16 protein-coding genes and 1 pseudogene are annotated in these 22,967 nt (G+C 55.9%); 12 read left to right on the top strand and 5 right to left on the bottom strand.

Translation table 11 applies throughout. The features are described 5' to 3' along the window. Window positions 1-12: 12 nt before the first annotated feature. Window positions 13-1,836, top strand: a complete 1,824-nt coding sequence (locus tag KSS97_RS18040; RefSeq protein ID WP_082097881.1) for a sigma-54-dependent Fis family transcriptional regulator — start codon at window positions 13-15, stop codon at window positions 1,834-1,836. A gap of 69 nt (window positions 1,837-1,905) precedes the next feature. On the opposite strand, the gene KSS97_RS18035 is transcribed toward KSS97_RS18040, so the two are convergent. From KSS97_RS18035 to KSS97_RS18025, 3 genes are all read right to left on the bottom strand, one after another. Further along, window positions 1,906-2,790, bottom strand: a complete 885-nt coding sequence (locus KSS97_RS18035; RefSeq protein WP_046061883.1) for a fumarylacetoacetate hydrolase family protein — start codon at window positions 2,788-2,790, stop codon at window positions 1,906-1,908. Between the two features lie 130 nt (window positions 2,791-2,920). After that, entirely contained in the window at window positions 2,921-4,042 is a 1,122-nt protein-coding gene (locus KSS97_RS18030) for an LLM class flavin-dependent oxidoreductase (RefSeq protein WP_046061882.1), read from the bottom strand. 116 nt (window positions 4,043-4,158) lie between these two features. After that, window positions 4,159-5,412, bottom strand: coding sequence for an aspartate aminotransferase family protein (locus tag KSS97_RS18025; protein WP_046061881.1), 1,254 nt, complete (start codon window positions 5,410-5,412; stop codon window positions 4,159-4,161). 364 nt (window positions 5,413-5,776) lie between these two features. On the opposite strand from KSS97_RS18025, the gene KSS97_RS18020 reads away from it, so the two are divergent. From KSS97_RS18020 to KSS97_RS18010, 3 genes are all read left to right on the top strand, one after another. Next, on the top strand, window positions 5,777-7,309 hold the full coding sequence (locus KSS97_RS18020; protein WP_217859827.1) for an aldehyde dehydrogenase family protein: 1,533 nt from the start codon (window positions 5,777-5,779) through the stop codon (window positions 7,307-7,309). Window positions 7,310-7,501: 192 nt separating this feature from the next. Further along, window positions 7,502-8,962 carry an APC family permease gene (locus KSS97_RS18015; protein WP_217859826.1) on the top strand — a complete coding sequence of 487 codons (1,461 nt, stop codon included), beginning with the start codon at window positions 7,502-7,504 and terminating at the stop codon, window positions 8,960-8,962. A 67-nt stretch (window positions 8,963-9,029) separates the two neighbouring features. After that, entirely contained in the window at window positions 9,030-9,980 is a 951-nt protein-coding gene (locus KSS97_RS18010; RefSeq protein ID WP_217859825.1) for a C-terminal binding protein, read from the top strand. Window positions 9,981-10,277: 297 nt separating this feature from the next. Here the strand turns inward: KSS97_RS18010 and KSS97_RS28405 are convergent. Next, window positions 10,278-10,468: pseudogene (locus KSS97_RS28405) on the bottom strand (hypothetical protein); the annotation flags it as partial. Between the two features lie 23 nt (window positions 10,469-10,491). Next, on the bottom strand, window positions 10,492-11,997 hold the full coding sequence (gene pdxR / locus KSS97_RS18005; protein ID WP_217859824.1) for a MocR-like pyridoxine biosynthesis transcription factor PdxR: 1,506 nt from the start codon (window positions 11,995-11,997) through the stop codon (window positions 10,492-10,494). A gap of 131 nt (window positions 11,998-12,128) precedes the next feature. Between pdxR and KSS97_RS18000 the strand changes: the two genes are divergently transcribed. From KSS97_RS18000 to KSS97_RS17965, 8 genes are all read left to right on the top strand, one after another. Beyond that, on the top strand, window positions 12,129-13,574 hold the full coding sequence (locus tag KSS97_RS18000) for a gamma-aminobutyraldehyde dehydrogenase (RefSeq protein ID WP_217859823.1): 1,446 nt from the start codon (window positions 12,129-12,131) through the stop codon (window positions 13,572-13,574). Window positions 13,575-13,723: 149 nt separating this feature from the next. Further along, window positions 13,724-14,788 (top strand): phosphotransferase, encoded by a 1,065-nt coding sequence (locus KSS97_RS17995; protein ID WP_217859822.1) that lies wholly within the window; start codon window positions 13,724-13,726, stop codon window positions 14,786-14,788. 4 nt (window positions 14,789-14,792) lie between these two features. Next, window positions 14,793-16,142, top strand: a complete 1,350-nt coding sequence (locus KSS97_RS17990; protein ID WP_046061876.1) for an aspartate aminotransferase family protein — start codon at window positions 14,793-14,795, stop codon at window positions 16,140-16,142. Between the two features lie 2 nt (window positions 16,143-16,144). Beyond that, window positions 16,145-16,585, top strand: coding sequence for a hypothetical protein (locus tag KSS97_RS17985; protein WP_046062112.1), 441 nt, complete (start codon window positions 16,145-16,147; stop codon window positions 16,583-16,585). Between the two features lie 77 nt (window positions 16,586-16,662). Continuing rightward, a complete protein-coding gene (locus KSS97_RS17980; protein WP_217859821.1) occupies window positions 16,663-18,375 on the top strand; it encodes a phytoene desaturase family protein in 1,713 nt (570 codons plus the stop codon). A gap of 68 nt (window positions 18,376-18,443) precedes the next feature. Then, a complete protein-coding gene (locus tag KSS97_RS17975; RefSeq protein WP_279382041.1) occupies window positions 18,444-19,919 on the top strand; it encodes an NAD-dependent succinate-semialdehyde dehydrogenase in 1,476 nt (491 codons plus the stop codon). 331 nt (window positions 19,920-20,250) lie between these two features. After that, window positions 20,251-21,699 (top strand): APC family permease, encoded by a 1,449-nt coding sequence (locus tag KSS97_RS17970; protein WP_207962453.1) that lies wholly within the window; start codon window positions 20,251-20,253, stop codon window positions 21,697-21,699. Window positions 21,700-21,852: 153 nt separating this feature from the next. Beyond that, on the top strand, window positions 21,853-22,929 hold the full coding sequence (locus KSS97_RS17965; protein ID WP_217859820.1) for a tartrate dehydrogenase: 1,077 nt from the start codon (window positions 21,853-21,855) through the stop codon (window positions 22,927-22,929). Window positions 22,930-22,967: the final 38 nt, after the last annotated feature.

Here is a 22,967-nt window from a genome sequence, read left to right as displayed (position 1 = left end):
CGGAGAATTGACATGAACCCTAAAATGACTAACAAGCGGCACGAAGTTGCCGCAGGTTCACTTACTAAATCTGCCATTATCACGCTCAGAGAAAAATTCCTATGTGACCCCCTGCATACCGATTTGTCCACGCTACGCCCGGTAATCGCAAGATCGTGGCAACGCAGCGCGCTATGTCAGGTCAGCCCTGCTCAAAAAACCATGGAACTGGTCGCCAAGCCGCACCTGGATGACAGGATTTTACAAACGGCACGGCCCATTCTTGACGAGCTTGAACGCTTGTGTGTGGAATCACAAGGCATTGTGACCCTGGCCGATTCAATGGGGACCATCGCTGATTTTCGTGGCGACCCAATGATGGTTAAGCGTGCGGAGAAGAGTTTCCCGATCCTGGGGGGCTGCATGTCCGAAGATCAGATCGGCACGAATTCGGAGGGCACAGCGATTGAAGAAGGTGGTGCCGTCCAGGTTTGGGGCGCCGAGCACTTCAATGATGCACTGCAAGATATGTATTGCACCTCGGTACCGATCCGCGACCCGCTGCGACGCTCTATCCGCGGGGTCCTGAGCCTTGCGTTTCCCGAGCGACTCGTGATCGGTATGGATCCACGTTCGATTCTGCTGATCCTTCAGGGGGCGGCATCTCAGATCAATAGTGCGTTGGCCGCCAGCCTGGCTGCGCGTGAACAGTTGCTGTTGTCCGAATATCTGCGTGAATTGCGCAAGCGGGGCACCGATGCGGTGATCGCCATGGACGGAAAGACCACCATCGCCAGCCGCAGCGCGATGCAGATGCTTGATCAGAGTGACTACGCAGTGTTGGCGGGTTATGCCCAAGAGATTCGGCATTGCAACGAGCCTATCGAGCGCGAGATCAGTTGCGGTCTGGAAAAAAAACTGTTCCTGCAAGCCCGGCCGGTCGACGGTGGTGATGGAGATGCGGGCGCTGTCATGCGTTTGCGCAAGTCTGAAGCGCGCTCCTCCCGCAATCGGTTGTCTCGGAGCACGGGGAGCAAGGGGCAATTCGAGCAACTGATTGGTAACAGTTCATCCTTCAAGCGGGCCATCGAGGGCGCCGCGACCGCTGCAGCCAGGGGAATCTCGGCCTATATCGTCGGTGAGACCGGTACCGGCAAGCTGTTATTGGCCAACGCCCTGGCTGGTCGAATGGGAGTGCCTATCCGTACACATCAATGCACTGCATTGTCCTTGGATAATCGGCTGAACATTCAACAAGTTTCCGATGACTTGGCCAACGGTGGCGCGGTGGTTTTTCATCGCATAGATAGTTTGCCGACGCTGTTCAGGGACCAATTGACGTTATTGCTTTCGGGGCTGGACCAACCCAAGGTGTTCATGACGTTTGCCACCGTGACTGACGATATGCTCCCGTTAATTTCTAGTATGCAGGGTATTGAAATTCAGATGCCTTCATTGCGTATTCGTCGAGATGACATCCCGTTGCTGGTCGACCATTTCCTCAATGCGTCGCCTCAACCACGTCGTGTATCGTCACGCCTACTTGAGGTACTGGCGGGGGCTGAGTGGCCCGGTAATGTCCGGCAGCTCAAGGAGGTCGTCGAGGCGGCGGCACTCAAAGCGACAGGGATTGAGGTCAGGCTGGACGATCTGACAGAAGTGCATCGTCGCGCGCTGGCGCGGATTCGGCTCAGTCGCTTGCAAAGAGCTGAACTGGAGCAAATTCGAGAGGCGCTGATCGAGGCGGGGGGGAATCGGCTACGTGCTGCCGAGATACTTCGGATAGGGCGGTCGACACTGTATCGCAAGATAGATTCATACACCGTACGAGGCTTTGAGATCGAAGTCCGTTCCTGACGGTTTCATCATTACATCAACACAATGAAAATAGTCCTGGCACAAGTCCGGGACTATTTTCATCAAGCATTAGCGTACTACGTTGAGCAGACGCCCCACTTCGCTGATTTCTACCTCAACCACGTCGCCGGCCTTCAGCCAGAATGGCGGAGTACGTTTGCTGCCGATGCCTTCAGGGGTGCCCGTCGCAATGATGTCGCCGGGTGATAGTTCGAGAAAGCTTGAAATAAACGAAACCACGTCAGCGATCGAGAAGATCTGATAACTGGTGTTGGAAGATTGCATCACCTCGCCGTTGACCCGCGTCTGAATATCCAGCTCTTGGGGGTTACTGATTTCGTTCAGGGTCACCAGGGCAGGACCACAAGGTGTCGAACCGTCGATTGCTTTGCCTGGAGTCCACTGCGTGCCGCGCAGTTGAAGGTCGCGAGCGGAGGTGTCATTCAGCACGGTCAGGCCGGCCACATAGTCGAGTGCCTCTTCCGGTTTTACATTGCGGCATGGCTTACCGATCACCACCGCCAGTTCACCTTCGAAGTCCAGATTTGGGGTGAGGCTTGTGCAGGCGATATCATCCGTGGCGCCGATCAGCGAGGTGTTGAACTTGCAGAAAATGTCGGGAGCGCTCGGCAGTTTTCGACCGGTTTCAGCCACGTGATCGCGGTAGTTTAGGCCTACACACAATACTTTGCTCGAATCATGAATAGGTGGACCCAGGCGCAGTTTGCTGATTTGGCCAACTGCAGTTTCCGGGTTGGCCCTGGCCGATTTGACAACGCGTTCTTCCAGCGCCGCCAGCTTGCCCTGCCACTGGGTCAACAGTTGGCGATTGGTAAGCTGTGCGGGGGCGTCTTCGCCTATGGCGGTGAGCAATCGTTTGGTGTCGAACACGTGCTCATCAATCAGGATGCCTGGCTGCAACTTGCCTTGGCTTTCGTAATTTACCAGCTTCATTTGTTTACCTTGATAAGAGAAGTGCTGTAGCCAGGTTCGCGCCCGGCGCGTTGGTGTGGTTTGCCTGCGTACCGAGCAACAGGCGAGTGATACAGGCAACGAGGAGTGCAAGCACCCCTCGTCGCGGTTATCAATCGGTGATGCCAGCAGGGCGCTTCAAGTCCGCAAGTTTCTCGGTTTTGTGCACGATGCCCTTGATGCGAGGCAGTACTTCGGTGCCCAAAAGTTCGAAGTGACGGCGGTATTTTTCACGCTGATCGAGGTAGTCAAACGAGAAGTGGATCAGGGTGCCGAACCCACCGGATGCATCCAGATCACGTTGCAATTTTTTCACTATGGTGTCCGGAGAACCGACAAGCCACTTTTCTCGCGCCAAGTATTCAATGTCGATGTCATTCGCTGTCACTTTACCCAGCTCTGGAACCATCAATGGCAGGAACCCGCCGCGCTCGTAGCCTGGCAGCATCCATTCGCGATACGCCTGTCCCATCGCACCGTTGACGGCCATGTCTATCGCTTCTTCGTCGGTATCGGCTACCAGGATGTTATGGGCGATTCGCCATTGGTTGCGGTCAGCGACCTTGCCGGCCGCTTCCGCACCCTGCATGTAGCGGTACCAGTGGCCGGCCAGGTATTCGCGGCCCACGTTGAAGCTCATCGGTAGATAGCCGTTGCGGCCGGCCTCGGTCAGCGTCTTCGAATTCGGGCTCAGGCCTGCCATCGCCAGCGGTGGGTGTGGTTTCTGAAAGGGTTCAAAGAATGGCCCTTGCTGAATTTCGTCGTACTCAGGAACTTCGAATTGCCAGTATTTGCCTTCGTACTTGAATGGCCCTTTTTTCTCCCAGATTGCACGCATGATATCTACGGCTTCAGCCATTTTCTCGGGAGGGTTGGTGTTGCCGTGGATCTTGTGGTCGGAAGGGTAAGCGCCCGCGCCCAGACCGACGATTAGACGGCCCTGGGACATGTGGTCCAGTTGCATCAGCCGGTGAGCCAGGGCAACCGGGTTGTGGTTCGCCGGCACGTTGGCGCCGGTGGCGAGCTTGATTCGCTTGGTTTGTGCTAGCGCAGCCGCAAGGTAAAGCTCAGGCGAACAGACGGGCTCCCAGCGCATGGTGCTGTGCTCGGCTACCCACACTTCGGATAAACCAAACTCATCTGCCCAGCGAATGACTTGCATGTCCCATTCGTAGCCATCTTTCAGGCTGGTCTGTGGTGCGCGAAATGGCACCATGAAGAGACCGATATCCATAAAAACCTCCAATTTATTGTGAGTTACAACGTGATTGAGCTTGCGCGGGCCCGCTCGACGTTGAACGAGGCGCAGGTCGCCCGGGCCTTTTTTGCGGGCCCAGGTGTTATCGAGGATTAGTTATTGGCGACGAAGCTGATGGCATCCGTCAGGCGATCCGCCAGGTCGTTGACCACCGCTTGAGTCATTGGTGAAGAAAGCGCGATCAAGTTGGCTGGGGAGAGCAGCACGCCACGGTCATAGGCTGCCCACCACAATCTGTGTTGTAGCTCGGTCGTATACGCGATTCCCGTCTTGGGGAATGGGCGGAACAACGAGCCCTTGCCGCGAACCTCCCAACCCAGTGCGTCTACTCGATCAGCAATGGCCAGGCGGGCTTCATCGCCCAATGCGTTCATTGAGCCGATGGCGTCGGGTGTCAGCAGACGCAGTGACTCTGCGCCGGCCGCCATGCTCACTGGATTGCCGGAAAAGGTCCCGGCCTGTGGAAGCGGGCTCGGGCCGGTCGGGTCAAGGTGGCGCATCAACTCTTCGCGGCCGGCGAATGCACCTACTGGGAAGCCGCCACCAATCAGCTTGCCGGTGGTAAGCAGGTCAGGGGTAATGCCATATTCGGTGCAGGCACCGTTAAAGCCAAGGCGCAGGCTGATGACTTCATCAATGATCAATACCACGCCGTAGCGCGAGGCCAGGGCGCGGGCACCCTTGATGAACTCCGGTGTGGCGGCGATCAATCCGGCGCGGTTGGGGAGTACGTCGATGATTATTGCCGCGAAGTAATCCGGTCTTGCAGCCACGGCTTCTTCAAGGGCTGCAAGGTCATTGAAAGCGACCAGCGTGACGTCATTGGAAACGCCTGCCGGAACGCCTCGGCGATATTGCGGGCCGCCTGTGCACAGTGCCAGGTCGGAAGAACCGTGGTATCCGTTCTGCATCATGATGATGCCATCACGCCCGGTTACGCCACGTGCCACGCGAACGGCAGTCATGACCGCTTCAGTGCCGGAGTTGGTGTAGCGAACCTGATCCAGCCCCGGCAGACGCGCCAGCAGCAACTCCGCGTGTTCCCATTCCTGCTTGTTCGGAATACCCCAGCAGCTACCGTTCTTGATCACCCGGCTGGCCGCCTCGACTAGCGCGGGGTGGGCGTTGCCGTGGATCAAAGTTGTGAAGTTGTTGTTGGCATCAATTAGTTCGCGACCACGGTCATCCCATACCTTGTACCCTTCGCCGCGAACGGCGTAGGGAGTGGGCGCACCCAGATAGTAAGTGGACCGGCCATAGCCGCCGGGCAGAAGGGGGAAACCCTTTGAGCCACGACGAAGTTGAGGATCCTGGTTGAGGCTGTGGTTGTCGTTATTGCTTGCCATGATAGTCCGCCCGTCTCCTGAGAAGAATGACCCTAAGTGGTCGACATCGTGGGGCTAGACTAACTTCGGCTTAAAACGTCTAACTGTGCCGAGTTGGGACAAGGTGCGATCAGCGGCGAGGCGGTGTGCGTCGTTGGGTATGCATTCAAGGATGACGGTTGCCGTTATCTTTTTGCAGCGATGTTCAATTACGTAGGAAGACTTGAGCAAGCATGCTGCAAGAGGGGGTTTGGAAAAAATATATAGTTAACAAACGGTTACGCTTATGTCTCAGGTTGGGACAGTTGAGGCGGGGCTTTGTGGGTAGCCTGATTACCAAGTGAACACTCGACCGAGTGTCCATTCCTTTGGTACGAGGATGATGATGACTACCGCCAACCATGAGTTTTTCGCCAACGCCGTCGCGGCTCAACGCGCCAAGCCGCCTACGATAGTTCCGCATGTGATCGCGGGTAAGAAGTACTTCGACGGTGCGCTGCTCAAGCGTGAGGACCCAAGCTTTCCTTCGGTGATTGTTTCCGGTTGCCATGATGCGCCGGCCGAGTTGGTTCACTTGGCAGTCGAGAAGAGCCGCGAAGCGCAACGTGAATGGGTCAAGGTTCCGCTGAAGGAGCGTATTGCACGAGTTGCCAAGGCGCTGGATTACGTTGCTGGCAAGATCGACGACTGGACTGTTCGCGTAGCGGTTGAAATTGGTAAAACCCGTGCCGGCGCCCGTGGCGAAGCTACGGAAGTGTTGGAAATACTGAAGTTCTATACTGAATACGCGGGCCGTCCGGGTGCTTTTGAGGATGAGCGGGAGGCAGATCCCGCAGGGTTCGCGAATGCCTCCGTGCTTCGTCCGTACGGTGTGTTTGGGTTTATTACGCCGTTCAACTACCCGATCGTGCAGGCGGCCGGGCCTACCATTGCCGCTATCATCGCTGGCAATGGGATGGTGATCAAAGCAACTCATGATGGCCCGTGGTCTTGCCACGCCGTGTATGAAATGTGTGAGGCGATGGACCTGCCCGTAGGGTTGGTCAATATCATCCACGGCGCCGACGAACCGGGACGTGTGCTGGTTGCGAGCGATGTCGATGGCATGTCCTTCACGGGTTCCGTGGCCGTGGGCCAGGAGATCATTCGACAGTTCAACTGCGGCCCTTATCCACGCCCGGTAATCGCCGAAATGGGCGGCAAGAATCCTGTGATTGTCACAGACACCGCTGATCTGGAAATGGCGGCTGACGGAATCGTGTTCTCGGCGTTCGACCTGGTAGGGCAAAAATGCAGTGCGCTTTCCCGTGTAATTGCGACACCCAAGGCCTACGAGCGCCTGGTTGAACTGGTCGCCGAGCGTCGTCAGAAAGTGGTGATTGCCGAGCCAGCTGTAAAAGACAGTTTCGGCGGCCCACTGGTCAACCAGCGCGCCGTCCAGCGTTTCAAGCAGGTTGTCGAACAGGCTAAGGCTGGCGGCTATCGCGTTGACGGTGGCCAGGTGCTGGAACAAGAAGGTTACTTTGTAGAGGCCACGGTAATCTCGGGCATGCCCGCTGAACATGAACTGGCAGTTACTGAGTACTTCCTGCCGCTGGTTTCGATCAGCAAAGTCGACAGTTTTGAAGATGCTATGACCGCAGCCAACGCGACGTCGATGGGCCTTACCGCGGGCATCTATACCGGTGATGTGGAAGAAGCGCGCACGTTCCTGCGTGAGATCGAAGCCGGTTGCGTGGACGTTAATGTACCAGGACACGCGACCACAGGATGGTGGCCAGGTCCGCAAACGTTCGGCGGCTGGAAAGCCAGTGGCTCCACGGGTAAACAGGCGCTTGGCAAATGGTATGTGCAGCAATTTGCACGCCAGCAAAGCCGTAAAACGGTGAAAGACTTGGCAGGTTTGCTCTTAGAGTGAAACCGATCCTTAAATCTGGTTGCTGTATGTGTTTTCAATAGCTTCAGGTTTGCCACGTCATGAGCCGCGAATTGCGGCTCATGACATAAAACAAAAATCAGCCATATCATTGGATGCTTCACAAAGTCGTGCTCGTATTTCTCCTGCCTATAAATTTTTTACATTATAAAAATGCCAACAGGAAAATCAAAGATGAACGCTATAGAAAGTTTGAAACTCGCTTCAGACGACGCAAAGGAAGCTGCACCCGGTTACAAACTCAAGGGCAACATGGGAACGCTCGATCTCATGTTCACCGTACTCGCTTTTTCGGCGCCACTGGGTGTTGTTTGCGGGTTTCTGTCGTTCAATATTAGTTTTGGTATCGGTGTACCTATCGCGTTCCTGGGTGTCACTGTATTGATGATCATGTTTGCGACTGGCTTCACCAACATGACCCGGAGGGTTCCACGACCCGGGGCGTTTTATACCTACATAACCGAAGGCCTGGGACGTCCCATGGGACTGGGTGGGTCTTTCCTCGCACTTGTGACCTATGGCTTCAACATTATCGCTGCGCTGGTATTCGCTGGTGTTGCCGTTAACAACCTGATTGCCAGCTTTGTCCCCACCGCTGCGATCTCCTGGTGGGTATGGTCGTTGGCCATGCTGTTGGTTGTATGGGCTATGAGTTACTTCAACGTGGAATTTTCGGCCAAAGTGCTGTCGGCACTTCTAGTGCTTGAAATCATTGCAATCGTTATCTTCGACGTGGCCGTGATTTCCAATGGCGGACCTGAAGGCTATGCACTGGAGCCATGGAACCCGGCGAGCCTTGTGACGCCCAAGCTGGGTTTGCTGCTGTTGTTCAGCGTTGGTCTGTTCAACGGTTTTGAAGCCACGGCCATCTATCGGGACGAGGTTCGGGACCCGCTCAAAACAATCCCGCGTGCGACCTACCTGGCGATCATTTTTCTAGGCGTGTTCTATGCCATATCGTCCTACGGACTGATCCTGGCGTCTGGTGCCAGTAATGCTGTCGCGGCGGCTCAGGCCAATCCAGCGGCGATGATGCCTGATGCAGTCTTAAAATATGTAGGTGTGTTCGCCAATCAGGTTGTCAACGTATTAATCGTCACCAGTATGTTTGCCTCCACCCTCGCGTTGCAGAACATTCTTTCGCGCTACACCCACTCGCTGAGTGTGGATGGGGTTCTGCCCAAATATTTTGCCGCTGTTCATCCTAAACACGGTTCTCCCTATCGTTCGGCAATGGCTGTTGGGGCTGCGGGGCTGCTGGCACTGCTGGCGTTGATCGCGACGGGAGGCAAGGATCTTTCGCTTTATGGCGCGGCAGCGGGAATCGCGTTCTACGGAATGTTGTTGCTGCTGTTCATGACGTCGATTGCTGTCTTGGTGTTTTTCAAAAGGGACCCTCAGGGGGGGACAAAGTGGAAGATCTTCTATGCCCCCTTGATCGCTGCTATCGGTGTAGGTGTCGTTCTGGTCACTGCGTCGATGAACATTGAGCTGTTGATCGATGCTCCGCCAGCTGTGATGTGGGGGCTGGTCGGTTTGACCTACCTGTCCATCATCGTCGGCATTGTGCTTGCCATTTATCTCAAACGTCGCGGCTCTGTCATTTATGACCGTATAGGCCGTCGAATCGACTGACTTAAACGGGCCTTATCCGCGTAACGGCGAGGCTCCTTTCGAATTCTGAAAAACAAGGATTAGAGCGATGCATTCTGCTATTTCCAACGGAACTCTTTTGATTGCCCCTCACCAATTTCCGCACCTTGAGCGTGAGCAGGCATTGGCTGACCAATTCGGCCTTGAACTGGTGGCTGCCGCTGACCAACAAGCTTTCACCGACGGGATGACGAATGCCGTTATCGTCATGGTGACGCCTTATGGCAAGGTGAACGAAACCGAGTTTTCGCGCATGACGCGATGCAAGGCGGTCGTTCGCTACGGCATGGGTTACGACAACATCGACGTCAAGACTGCAAAAAACCTCAATATTCCGGTGTCGATCGTTCCGGACGCCTCTTCTGAGGAAGTGGCCGCGCATGCGCTTGCGATGGGCATCGCACTGGCTCGCCGTTTGCCTCAAGGCCAGGCCTCGATCGAGAGAGGTAGTTGGGCTGGCACGATTGCCTATGACACGCCCAAGTTTGCCAACATGGAAGTGGGTATTGTCGGCATGGGCCGGATTGGTCGTCTGACGGCCGGCTGGTGGGCGGCGCTGGGGACTCGTGTGAAAGCCTACGATCCTTACGCTACTTTCGACAACGTGACCCAGGCTTCACTCGAAGAAGTGCTCGAGCAGTCGGACGTGGTTTCACTGCACCTTCCCCTTAACGCCGACACCCGTAACATGATCAACGCTGCAGTGCTCAAGCGCATGCGCAAAGGCTCGGTGATCATAAACGTATCCCGAGGTGGGCTGATCGACGAGCCAGCGCTCGCCGAAGCGCTGCATGAAGGTCACATCGCCGGTGCGGCCCTGGACGTGTTCGCCAAGGAACCGTTGCCGGCGGATAACGCCTTACGTAACGCTCCCAACGTGATCTTGACCCCGCATATCGCCTGGCGCTCGAACACTTCCCTGGGGGCACTGCAAGACGGTGCAGTGGAGCGTGCCCGTCGCGCGTTGGTTGGCGAAGTACTGCCTGATGTAGTGAGTTAATCGACTGTCTGGGGTAGGCGTGGCTCAGCGCCTATTCTGGTGAAGGTACGTGCAGACTGCGAGCACCACCCCAGTAGCCGGGGCGTGTCGGGCGTCCCGGTGACCTTCTGAGGTGGTAGCTTTTTTATTGTTAGGATTGTGTGGGGGCTTGTCAGGCACAACAGTGAAAGTACGTATATGGCGGAGCCAGCGACCTGAATGCTCCCCTGATGCTTGGGTTTATCGCGTATATCTGAACTCACCCTTTGCATAGGTAAGCGTTCGTAGCGGCATCTATGAAGGTTTATCTATGCTTTTTTAGCGGTAGCTGTTCGGATGGAGAAAGGACATCACCGACTGGCTAGGTGCATGCTCGTAGGTTGAGGACAGCACAGCACTGAGTTGATCACCAACAAATTCCAAACATGTTTCTTCTCTTCGGCATAATCGTGACGCAGTCAGTGTCGCCTCACCCGGGAGCCGGCCAGTACATGATTTTGGCAGCGATCCCCGTCTCGCATATTCAGCATGCCTAGTTTTTACTGTTTTTTGCTACCAGATAGGCCTCGGCCATCTTTTTGACGGCGGGTTCGATATCATTCGTCCTGACCCCTCCATAACCCAGGACATAACCTTTCATTGAATGCGGCAGTTGGTGATAGAGGCTTATGTCGCGCAGATATACGCCTCTCGTTCTGGCCTCTGCTGTCATTCTGGCGAGGTCGATGTTGGAGGTGAACTGTATGGTCAGGTGCAGTCCAGTGTTCCCGGTTGAAACTGTTATGGTGTCACCAAAGTGTTCGTTCAACGCACGTTTCAGTTCGCGCTGACGCTCAGCGTAAATGCCCCGCATTCTTCTGATATGGGTCGCGAAATAGCCCTCGCCGATAAAGTCGGCCATGGCGGCCTGAAGTCCAAGTTGGCCTGGGCGATACAGCTGCGTCAGGCCACTGGCGAAGGCGTCGGCGAGTGCTTCGGGCACTACCAGATAGCTCATTCGCAATCCTGGATACATCACCTTGCTAAAGGTGCCCAGATAGATGACCCGCTCATGTTCATCCAGTCCCTGCAGGGAGGGCAGGGGGCTGGAGTCATAACGGAACTCGCTGTCGTAGTCGTCCTCAATAATCCAGAAGTTGTGTTCCCTGGCCAATTCAATCAACAGTCGGCGCCGATGCAAGCTCATCGAGCCCCCCATCGGATATTGGTGCGACGGTGTCGTGAAGAGTAATTTTGGCAGGTCTTCAGGCTTGGTTTTCTGAAAGGGAAAGAGCTGAGCAGCGACACCATCCTCATCAATCGGAACAGGCACTACTCTTAGGCTTGCCGCTTTCCATATAAGTGCGGTGCTCCAATTGCAGGGCTCCTCGATCAGTGCGACGTCGCCCGTGTCGGCCAGCATATGCGCGCACAAGTCCAGGGACTGATTCGTTCCCATCGTGATCAGGATCTGGTGCGGGCTGCATTTTACTGAGCGCGATATCTGCAAGTACTCCGCCAAGGCCTGACGCAGAGGCAGATACCCCCCGTCGCTGCTATAGCCGGTCAGCGCCGAGAAGGGCTTCTTGGCGTATCGATTCTGCATGCGTTGCCAGATATGGAAGGGAAAGTTGGTGGTATCAGCTACACCCGGGACGAACGCGCCTTCATGCTGGGTCGCCCCGTGAGTCCCGCCCACCAATTCGACCGCCCGGCGTGACAGTCCTGGTCTGTCATCAGGCGCTGAAAGCTCCGTTGCCATCTGTGCCCGGTTGACGGCGGGGTGAATATTGGCCACGAAACTGCCGCTGCCATGAGTGCTGACGATGTATCCCTCGGCGCCCAGTTTGTCGTAGGCCAAGGTGACGGTCATGCGCGAGACGTTCAATTCTCTGGCCAGCGCGCGAGTTGCAGGCAGGCGATGACCCGGGGCCAAGCGCGCGTCAAGGATTGCTTGCTGCACCACTTTGTAGATCTGCCGTTGCAACGATATTCCGCTGCTTTCCTTCAGCGTGGCTAGGATCAGGTCAGACAGTAGATTGGGGTCGAAAGTGGACATAACAACTAGTTCCGATTGGACATAGGGGCTCAGTCCATACTGTCATAGTTTGTCTGTAACGAGGAGCGCAGCCGGGTCGTGACGCGCTGGTTGCCCTGTCACAGTTTTTACAGACGAGCGTGAGAGTAACTATGAGCACTACACAAGAGTTCGTGATTGATCTGTTGATCGACGGCAAGCTGGTTCGCGGCGAAGGCCAAGCAGAAACGCTGGTGAACCCGGCAACCGGTCGAGTGCTGGGGGAAGTGCCGGAAGCTAGCCTCGAACAGATTGATCAAGCGGTGGCCGCCGCTCGCAAAGCGTTCCCGGCCTGGTCGCAGTTGCCCCCGGGAAAGCGCTCGGCGCTCCTGCTGAAAATTGCCGATCGAATCGAACAGGAAGGCGCCGCTTTTGCCCAAATCGAATCGTTGAACGTGGGCAAGCCCTACGAGCGCATGCTTGAGGATGAGATCCCGGGCGTGGTGGACAACATTCGTTTTTTTGCTGGCGCGGCGCGTTGCCTGACCGGGCTGGCGGCCGGCGAATACGCAGCCAACCATACGAGTATCATTCGTCGTGACCCTGTTGGGGTGGTCGGGGCCATTGCTCCCTGGAACTTTCCATTGGCAATGGCCACCTGGAAAATTTTTGCGCCGATTGCCGTGGGGAATACCGTGGTAATGAAACCTTCGGAAAACACCCCGCTCACCGCATTGAAACTGGGCAGTATTCTTGCCGAGATGCTGCCACCTGGCGTGGTCAATATTGTCACCGGGCGTGGGCAAACGGTCGGCCAAGCGCTGGGTGAACACCCGGACATCAACATGATGTCCATCACAGGAGATGTCACCACCGGCCAGAAAGTCCTGCAAGCGGCGACAGGTAATCTCAAACGCACCCACCTTGAGCTGGGCGGCAAGGCACCGGTGATCGTGATGGCCGACGCGGACCTGGAGGCGGTAGTTGCCACCGTACGCTCGGCTGGCTTCTACAACGCCGGTCAGGATTGCTGTGCCGCTTGCCGAATCTACGTGCATGAAAGCGTCCATGACACCCTCGTCGCGGCCCTCAAGGAGGCTGTGAGCTCAATCAAGCTCGGACCCACCGACCAGGCCGGTACAGAGCTCGGTCCACTGATCAGCGCCCGACAGCGTGAACGTGTTGCCGGTTTTGTCGACCGAGCGAAGGATCAGCCGCATATCCAGGTCATCACGGGTGGCAAGCATGTGGCGGGTAATGGTTTCTACTACGAGCCGACCCTCGTCGTCGGAGCCTTGCAAACCGACGAAATCGTCCAGCGTGAAGTATTTGGGCCCGTGGTTTCAGTGACCTCCTTCCAGGATGTCGATCAGGTCATTGGCTGGGCAAATGACAGCCGCTATGGCCTGGCTTCGTCAGTCTGGACCCGTGATGCCAAGACCGCTGCCAAGGTCAGCGCTCGCCTGCAATACGGCACCACCTGGGTCAATCAACACTTCACCCTCCTTAGCGAAATGCCTCATGGAGGCATGAAGATGTCTGGTTATGGCAAGGATCAGTCGATCTATTGCCTGGAAGACTACACGGTCGTTCGTCACGTCATGATGAACTTCGAATGATATGACGCCCCCGTTCCGGCGGGGGTACTCCCGATATTCGAGATTCGGGACTCTCTCTTATGAACGCACTGCAGAGCGACCTGTTTGTCAGGTCACGGCTGGACTGTGCTTCGAAAACGGGTCCTGAATAGCATTAGGCAGCATATCCAATGACTATTAACGGTCTTTCGTTATCACTGAGCAACATGACGACCGCTGTCGAAGAGACGCCTTTGGCGGACGTCGAAGCGCTTGTTCTGGGCCGGTACGGCAAGAGTGTCCGATGCACGCGAATCAGTTGTGAGCGTGACGAGCTGTTCCATGTTTTTTCAGTCGACGGCTTGCAGTACATCCTGCGGATTTCGAACCCTGCAGATGATCACGCGACCATCGATATGCAGATTCAAGCGCTGGCCTGGCTGGCCGAACGCGCACCGCATATTCCAGTTCCCCTATTGATTGCGTCGCTTAGCGGTGAAACGTCCTTTGAGGCGAAAGTGGGTGACAATCCAAGACGAATTATCTGGATGACTTCGTTTTTGGACGGCTTGGCTTTGCCGAAAAGTGTCAGCTCGCAAGCCCAGTTGCGCAACATCGGCATCAGTCTGGCCGAGCTTGGGTTAGCGCTGCGTGGCTTCAATCACCCGGGTGCTGATCGAGTCCTGGCGTGGGACATTCAGCAAGCGGCAGCTTGCCGGGAGATGCTGCCATCAACGCAGCATGCCGATGGCAATAAACCCTGGAATCTGGTTCGGGCAGGCTTCGATTATTTCGACGAAGTCGTCTACTCCCGCCTTATCAACATGCGCCGCCAGGTGGTTCATGCCGACTTCAATCCACACAACATCCTAATGGATGAGGGGCGCCATGATGAAGTCTCGGGCATCCTCGATTTTGGCGACATGGTGGCGACCCAGTTGATCAACGACATCGCTATCGCCACCAGTTATCACACCAATGGCGACCACCCGTTGAGCAAAGTGGCCGAGATGCTTGGGGCCTATCATCGCGTGCTACCGCTCCTGCTCGAGGAAGTGGACCTGCTTTATGACCTGATTATCACGCGTCTGTGTACCGCGATTGCGATCACCGAGTTTCGGGCACGTCTATATCCCGCAAACCGTCATTACATCCTCAAGAACACAGGCGTTGCCTGGTACGGGCTCCAGCGATTGGCGCAAGTCAGCCGAGCGGATGCCCAATCCATTCTTCGCAAAGCATGCAACCTGGAGTGAAATAATGAATCGTCCATTGATGATTAACTCATTCGATCCTGCTCAGGCTCATGGCCTGGATCCAGTGATCGAACAACTGCTCAAACGACGCGCAAAGGTGCTGGGCCCGTCCTACAAGTTGTTCTATGAGAAGCCTGTGCACTTCGTCCGTGCTGAAGGCGTATGGATGTACGACTCGCACAACACGCCGTACCTGGATGTGTACAACAACGTGCCTTCGGTAGGACATTGCCATCCTCATGTCGTGGAGGCGGTTTCCAAACAGATGGCACTGCTTAATACCCATACCCGTTATCTGTACGACACTGTACTGACCTACGCCGAAAAGCTTATCGCTACCTTCCCCGAGGAATTGGCGAACGTCATGTTTACATGCACCGGCAGTGAGTCATCGGACCTTGCGGTACGAATCGCGCGTTGCCATACCGGTAATACTGGCATCATCGTGACTGAAAACGCCTACCACGGCATTACTGCTGCGATTGCCGAGATGTCTCCGTCTTTGGGTGAGGGCGTGGCGCTGGGCAGTATGGTGCGCCTGGTCCCGGCACCGGATGCCTATCGTGCGGGCGACAAGGACGTCGGCGACGCGTTCGCCGAGTCGGTTGAAGCGGCAATCGCGGACATGCTGCGTCACGGCATCCGTCCGGCTGCGCTGGTGACAGACACCATATTCTCCAGTGATGGTGTCTTCTCCGACCCGCGTGGTTTTCTGGTCAAGGCCGTCGAAGCTGTCCGCCGGGCTGGCGGGCTGTTCATCGCTGACGAGGTACAGCCTGGTTTCGCGCGTACTGGTGATACGTTTTGGGGCTTCCAGCGTCACGGTGTCGTGCCAGACTTGGTGATCATGGGCAAGCCAATGGGCAACGGTCTTCCCATCGGTGGTGTGGTGGCTAAACCGGAACTGCTGACCCGTTTTGCAACGACCGCGCGCTACTTCAATACCTTTGGCGGTAACCCGGTTTCCACCGCCGCGGCGATGGCGGTATTGGAGGTGATCGAAGCGGAAAGCCTGCAGAAGAATTCTCTTGTAGTCGGTGAAGTATTGCGTGCCGGTCTGCGTGATCTGGCCAAGGAATATCCGGTTATCGGTGATGTCCGGGGGGCGGGTCTGTTCATCGGCGCCGAGTTCGTCAAGGACCCGCTTACCAAAGAACCGCACGAGGAACTGGCCATGCATGTGGTCAACAAATTGCGCGAGCATAACGTATTGATCAGCGCTTCCAGTCCGTTAGGCAATGTGCTGAAGATCCGCCCTCCGTTGCCATTCACCGCTGACAACGCCGCGTACTTCCTCGACATTCTGGCCGACGTCATGGCTGAACTGAGCAAAACCACTGGTGTGAGAGGTTGATGATGAAAACCTATTCCATGCTGATCTACTTCACTGGCAAGGCCGAAGCCATCGGCCACGCCACCGGTGTCGTACGGTCCCGTGCCCAGGGTCTGATTCTTGCACTTGATCCATTGGCGGACGTGCAGGGCGAAGGGGCGTTGCAGGTGCCGACCGGTGTCGCGCACTTCGATACGGTGGTGACCGTGCGGGGGGAGCAAAGTTGGGAAACCGGTCGAGTCGACTTCCCTGGGATCGACAGTTATCTCGATGTTGAAACGGTCATGCCAGGCCAGTTCAAAGTGCTGGCAAGCGGCTACAGCACTGGTTCGATCGCTTGGCGCGTGATTCGTGGTGGTGGCCGATTCGAAGGCGCGACCGGCATTGTGACGGGCAATTTTGTCGGTCACCCGGATGACACCTTCACTGATCACCAATTGTTCAAGTTGGTGCTGCCAGCCTGAGTCGCTGGCCGTGCAGGCGGCCTGTTCACCGTGCAGGTGGGCAGGCACTCGATTTCACATTCAGATGGAATGACGCCGTGAGTAAGCATAACGATCTTGATGCCCTGATCATCGGTGCCGGCCATAACGGGCTGGTGTGTGCAAACTATCTGGCCAGGGCGGGCCTCAAGGTATTGGTGTTGGAGGCCAGGCCGATTGTGGGTGGCGCCTGTACCAGTGAAGAACTGATACCGGGCGCTATTTTCTCTTCTTGCTCGTACATTCAGATGATGTTTCGACAGGAAGTGGTCGACGACCTGGAACTGAAAAAATATGGCCTCGAGTCAGTGGCTCCGGGGTTGCAGGAAATGGCGCTATGGGATGACGGCGATCGGGTGATGTTCTGGCAGGAGATCGACAAGACCCTGCGTTCGATCGAAGAGCACAACAAGGCCGATGGCGCCAACTTCATGCGTTTCGCCACGCGGCTCAAGCGTTTCGGTGAGCTGACGCATGAGATCCAGCTCAGCGACCCGCCAACTCAACAACGCTTGAAAGCAATCTTTGACGACGCCGGTGAAAGCGCGCTGTACGACGCGTTCATGACGGCTTCGGCCGAGGACCTGCTGAAGGACTACATAGAGTCTGATCGTCTTCGCGGTTTCATGATGTTCATGGGGTTGGTCTCCACGTGGGGAAGTCCAACCACGCCAGGCACTGCTTATGTCTATGGCTATCACGCACTGGGAGAGTTCGAAGGTCAGTTCGGTCGTTATGGCCTGCCGAAAGGCGGGATGGGCATGATCAGTGAATCGCTGGTTAGCGCCTTGCAAGCATTCGGTGGAAGGGTTGAAACGAGTACGACCATCCAGCAGGTGTTGATTGAAGAAGGTAAGGCAGTGGGGGTTCTGCTGGCCTCGGGCGAGCAGATTCGAGCGCCACTAGTCATCTCCGGTGCAGACCCGACTCGCTCTTTGGTGGGGTTGTTACCCGATGGGGCGCTACCAGAGGCGGCGGCAGCCGATGCCAAGGAGATTGATCAGCGCGGCTCCATGGCGCGTATTCACCTGCTGGTGGACGCGCTGCCGGATTATGTCGGCTTTCCGGGCGGCAAGCTGGGGCCCCAGCATCAGGGTTTGAACATTCTCGGCCCATCCCCGGCCCTGTATGAAATGGCCTGGCAAGCACAGCAGCGTGGAGAGTTTCCAGATGACATGGTGGTTGAGGCGCTGATTCCCTCTGTGACCCACCCGGGACTGGTGAGCCAGCCAGGTACGCATACGCTCTCGTTGGGGGTGCAGCAATTGCCATTTGACCTGGCCCATGGCGATTGGGACACACGCAAGGAAGAGTGGGCTGACAAGGTGCTGGAGATCTATTTCCGCTATGCACCGAATATGCGCAATCACATTCTCGCACGCCATGTGATCACCCCACTGGATCTGCATCGCGATTATCACATCACCCGTGGAAACATCTTCCACCAGTCCATGATCGGCCTAGACAACCTCTTCGACAATCGCCCCATCAAAGCGGCCGCGCATTACCGGACGCCGGTTCCCGGTTATTACCTTTGTGGTTCCGGCAGCCATCCCGGCGGCGGTGTCAGTGGTATGCCCGGGCACAACGCGGCGCAACGCATCCTTGCCGACCTGGCCGGGCAAACCGATACGGCAGCGGGGCGAAAGGTGCTCAAGGCAGATAACGGGCTGATTGGCAATTTGTTGAAAACGGATGTAGGGCAACGCCTCGGCTATCAGGTCGCCAGGTCGCGCATTTTTCGAAGCCTGACCGAACGCCTGAGCAAGTGACAGCGATTGTGTACGGCATGTCTTTCTCTTGATGGGAAGGCGGCATAACCGAATAGGTGGATCACTACATGAAACTTCCAATCTTTACACCGGGCTCGAACGATGGCGGTCGTCGCAAGATGTTCGTCAATGGTCAATGGATCAGCGCCTTTGGCTGGTTCCCGGTGCGTTCTCCCGCGACCGGGGAAATCATCGCCGAGCTTCCGAGCGCCGGTATTGAAGAGGCGATGCTGGCTGCCGATGCCGCCAGTGCCGCCTTCCAGACCTGGCGTCAGACAACCGCTCATCATCGGTGCGCACTGCTGCGTGCCTGGTACAACGCCGTTATCGAACACACCGAGGGCATTGCCCGTACCATCACCATGGAAATGGGCAAGCCGATTCAGGAAGCCCGTGGAGAAGTCGTTTACGCTGCTTCGTTTATCGACTGGTTTGCCGAAGAAGGGCGGCGTGTCGGCGGCGAAAGCATGCCGAGCCAACATGGCGATAAACGGCTGGCGACCCTGCAACAGCCGGTTGGGCCTGTGTATGCCATTACACCGTGGAATTTTCCTGCGGCGATGATCACCCGCAAGTTGGCGCCGGCGCTAGCAGTGGGGTGTACGGCCATTGTCAAACCTCCCGTGCAAGCACCGCTCACAGCCCTGTATTTCGCCAAACTGTGGGAAGACGTCGGGGGCCCTCCTGGAACCTTGCAGGTGATTACCACTGCGGATCCGCGGACGGTGTCTCAGGTGATGTTCGATGATCCGCGTATTCGCAAACTCACCTTTACCGGTAGCACAGAAGTGGGCAAGCGTCTGTACGAACAGTCGGCCAAGACACTCAAAAGGATGTCTCTGGAATTGGGGGGGCATGCGCCGTTCATCATTTTTGAAGATGCCGATCTGGACGCGGCGGTGGATGAGGTCGTGGCTTGCAAATTCCGCAATGCTGGACAGACCTGTGTGTGCACCAATCGCATCTATGTTCATCGCTCGATCGCCAGTCAGTTCGCCGAAAAACTTGCCGTTGCGGTCAATCGGCTGCAGGTGGGCGACCCATTACTAGAGTCCACCCGGATAGGTCCGTTGGTGGATGAACATGCTCGCGATAAAGCGCTCAGCCATATCGCCGATGCGGTGGCCCAAGGTGCTCGAATCATCGCCGGAGGTGTCCGGATGGAAGGTTTCTATGTTCAACCGACCGTGCTCCAGGACGTGACTGCAACGATGTTGATCATGCAGGAGGAAACCTTTGGCCCGGTGGCGCCGCTGATTACGTTCGACAGTGAAGCTGAAGTGGTGGCGGCAGCCAACGCATCGCCATACGGCTTGGCGGCTTATCTGTGGACAAGGAACCTGACCCGAGCGCAACTGGTGGCTGAAGCGTTGGAATACGGAATGATCGGCGTCAACGATGGAGCACCATCGACCGCACAAGCGCCGTTCGGTGGCAATAAGGACAGCGGACTGGGCAGGGAAGGTGGTCACTGGGGACTTCAAGAGTACCTCGATGTGAAGTTCATATCGACCAAACTTGAGCGTTGTACTTTGGAGTCATAAATACACGTCTTATATGATGAACGTCAGTTCTAAAATATTTGATTTGGGCGCGAACAGTCTGGAGAGATTTTTTGGTTGTCGCGGTACAGGGGTATGACGGACCTACGAACAACGTTTGCACCGATTCATCAATAATAAGGACACTTGTTACTACGAAAAACCAGAAAGTGCCGAGGTGTATATAGGCACGCTGCCAAGTATTGCTTGTTTAACGACTGCCTCGCTTTACCGAAATAAAAAACTCACTACCTACAGGGTTTTAGCGATGTCATACGAATATAGTAATAAACCAGCTACGCTGGACTTAACGGGATCAATACCGGGAAAGACCATGACCCCAAATTCTGATAGCCGAGACCTCGAGCGAGACAGTATCGGCATCATGGGTATCGTGTTCTTTGTGATCGCCGCTGCGGCGCCGCTGACCGTGGTTGTCGCGTTGTTCCCTGTCATCATTGGTTCCGGAAACGGCATAGGCATTGCCGGCGCATTTGTGGCGGTCGCCCTGGTGCTGTTGCTGTTCGCTGTGGGTTACGTGGCGATGAGTAAACACATCACCAACGCCGGGGCGTTCTACGCCTACATCACCAAAGGCATCGGCCGCCCCATGGGACTGGGTTCTGCATCTTTGGCAATTTTTTCCTATAACGCTATTCAACTTGGCCTGTACGGAGGTATCGGCTATTACCTCAATGAGCTGCTCGGCAAGCAACTTAACGTCCATTTGCCTTGGTGGGTTTATTCCTTCACGGCCATGGCGATGTGCCTGTGGCTGGGGTTACGGCGTTTGCATGCAGGCGCCGTGGTGTTGGCGGTCCTGCTCACGCTGGAGACGGCAATCATCCTAATACTGGACCTGGGCATTTTGTTTGGCGATCACTCGGTGCCAGCGAGCCAGTTTTCGTTCGAACCATTCAGCCCTTCCGCGACGTTTTCCGGCGCAATTGGTGTCGCTCTGATGTTCGCCCATGCTTCGTTCATTGGCTTCGAAGGCACGGCCATCTACGGCGAGGAAGCGCGCGATCCCAAACGTACAGTTCCGATTGCCACCTACATCGCGGTGATTTTCATGGGCGTGTTTTATGCGCTGACAGCCTGGTTGATCATTAACGCGATCGGTGCAAACGAAGCGGTGGCAGTGGCCAAAGACCAATCGGGCAATCTGATTTTCTGGGTCAGCGACAAGATACTTGGAGGTTGGGCGACCGAGCTATTTCAGGTGCTGGTGATTACCAGCCTGTTTGCCGCCATCGTGACGTTTCACAGCAACGTTGCTCGATACCTCTACTCTTTGGGGCGCCAGGGTTTGCTCAGCCAGAAGCTGGGCTCGACTCATCCGGTCCAGAAGTCGCCCCATGTGGCGTGTTACGTGCAAACCGCAATGGTGGCCATAGTGGTCGCGATCTTCGCAGTGCTTGGACTGAACCCCTACGACACGCTGTTCACCTGGTTTACCGGTGTCGGTGCGGCCGGAATCATTACCATCCAGTGCATTGCCAGTATTGCGATCTTTGTGTTCTTCCGTCGCTCCAAGGTGGATAAGCGGATATGGCACACCTTCCTCGCTCCCCTGTTAAGCGTCGCAGGTCTCCTACCGTTTCTTTATTTTGCCCTGACCAGCTTCGATGTCTTACTGGGCGTACAAGGCGCACTTGAGGTGTTCTTCATGGCGCTGTTGTTTGGTTCGTTTGCGCTGGGTTTCCTGGGCGCATTCTACTTAAGTGTCCGGTTACCCGAAAAATATGCACGGTTGGAGTCCTCGTTAGGCGATCAAGTCTGACAACTCGGTGGCCTGCCTTTGCCGCTGCTGCGATGAGCGCAGTAGCGGCTAAATTAATGATAACGAACGTAACGCTCTTCACCGCGTTTTGTCATCGCTTAAGTCGATTTAATTCATAGCTATTGTTGTTTGATAATCTAAAGAGGAAGTGTGATGAGCAAGACGTTTCGAATTGCCGCGATTGCCGGCGACGGAATCGGCGTCGAAGTGATGCCTGAGGGTATTAAAGTTGTGCAGAAGGCTGCTGCCAAGCACGGTATTGAGCTTGAATTTCAAAGTTTTGAATGGGCCAGTTGCGATTATTATCTCGCCTGCGGCAAGATGATGCCCGACGACTGGTTTGAGCAACTTAAAGGTTTTGATGCCCTTTATTTTGGTGCTGTTGGTTGGCCGGACAAAGTACCGGATCATATTTCTCTTTGGGGTTCCTTGTTGAAATTTCGCCGGGAGTTCGATCAATACGCGAATATACGCCCGGTGAAGCTGTTCCCTGGTGTGGCATGCCCCTTAGCCAATCGCAAGCCTGGAGATATCGACTTCATCGTTGTCCGGGAAAATACTGAAGGTGAATATTCTTCAGTGGGAGGCCGGGTCTTTGAAGGTACTGAACATGAATTCGTGCTGCAGGAATCGGTATTCACCCGGCGAGGTGTCGACCGCATCCTCAAATACGCCTTCGACCTCGCCCAGACACGATCACGCAAATATGTGACCGCCGCTACCAAGTCAAATGGCATGGCAATCAGCATGCCGTACTGGGATGAACGTGTTGCGGCGATGGCGGGCAACTACCCCAACATCAAATGGGACAAGCAACATATCGACATCCTGTGTGCCCGCTTTGTCTTGCATCCAGATCGCTTTGATGTAGTGGTGGCGTCCAACTTGTTTGGCGACATCCTCTCTGACCTCGGCCCGGCCTGCACGGGCACCATTGGGATTGCGCCTTCGGCCAACCTCAATCCGGAGCGCAAATTTCCTTCGCTGTTCGAACCCGTCCACGGCTCGGCGCCGGACATTTTCGGCAAGAACATCGCCAACCCCATTGCGATGATTTGGTCGGGTGCGCTGATGCTTGATTTCCTGGGTGATGGTCCGGAGTTCCGTGCTGCGCACGATTCAATCATGCAGGCCATTGAGACGGTCATTGCGCAAGGTCCTAAGACGCGTGATTTGGGCGGACAGGGATCTACCCAAGAGGTAGGTCAAGCGATCGCCGACGCTCTTTAACTCCGCCTGTTAGCAAGTGGTGGTGCTTTCTTCGTTGG

Origin of the sequence: Pseudomonas alvandae, from assembly GCF_019141525.1 — a bacterium.
GTDB classification, from domain to species: Bacteria; Pseudomonadota; Gammaproteobacteria; order Pseudomonadales; family Pseudomonadaceae; genus Aquipseudomonas; species Aquipseudomonas alvandae.
Note: the sequence above shows the minus strand (reverse complement) of the source record. Positions and strands in the feature narration are given on the sequence as shown.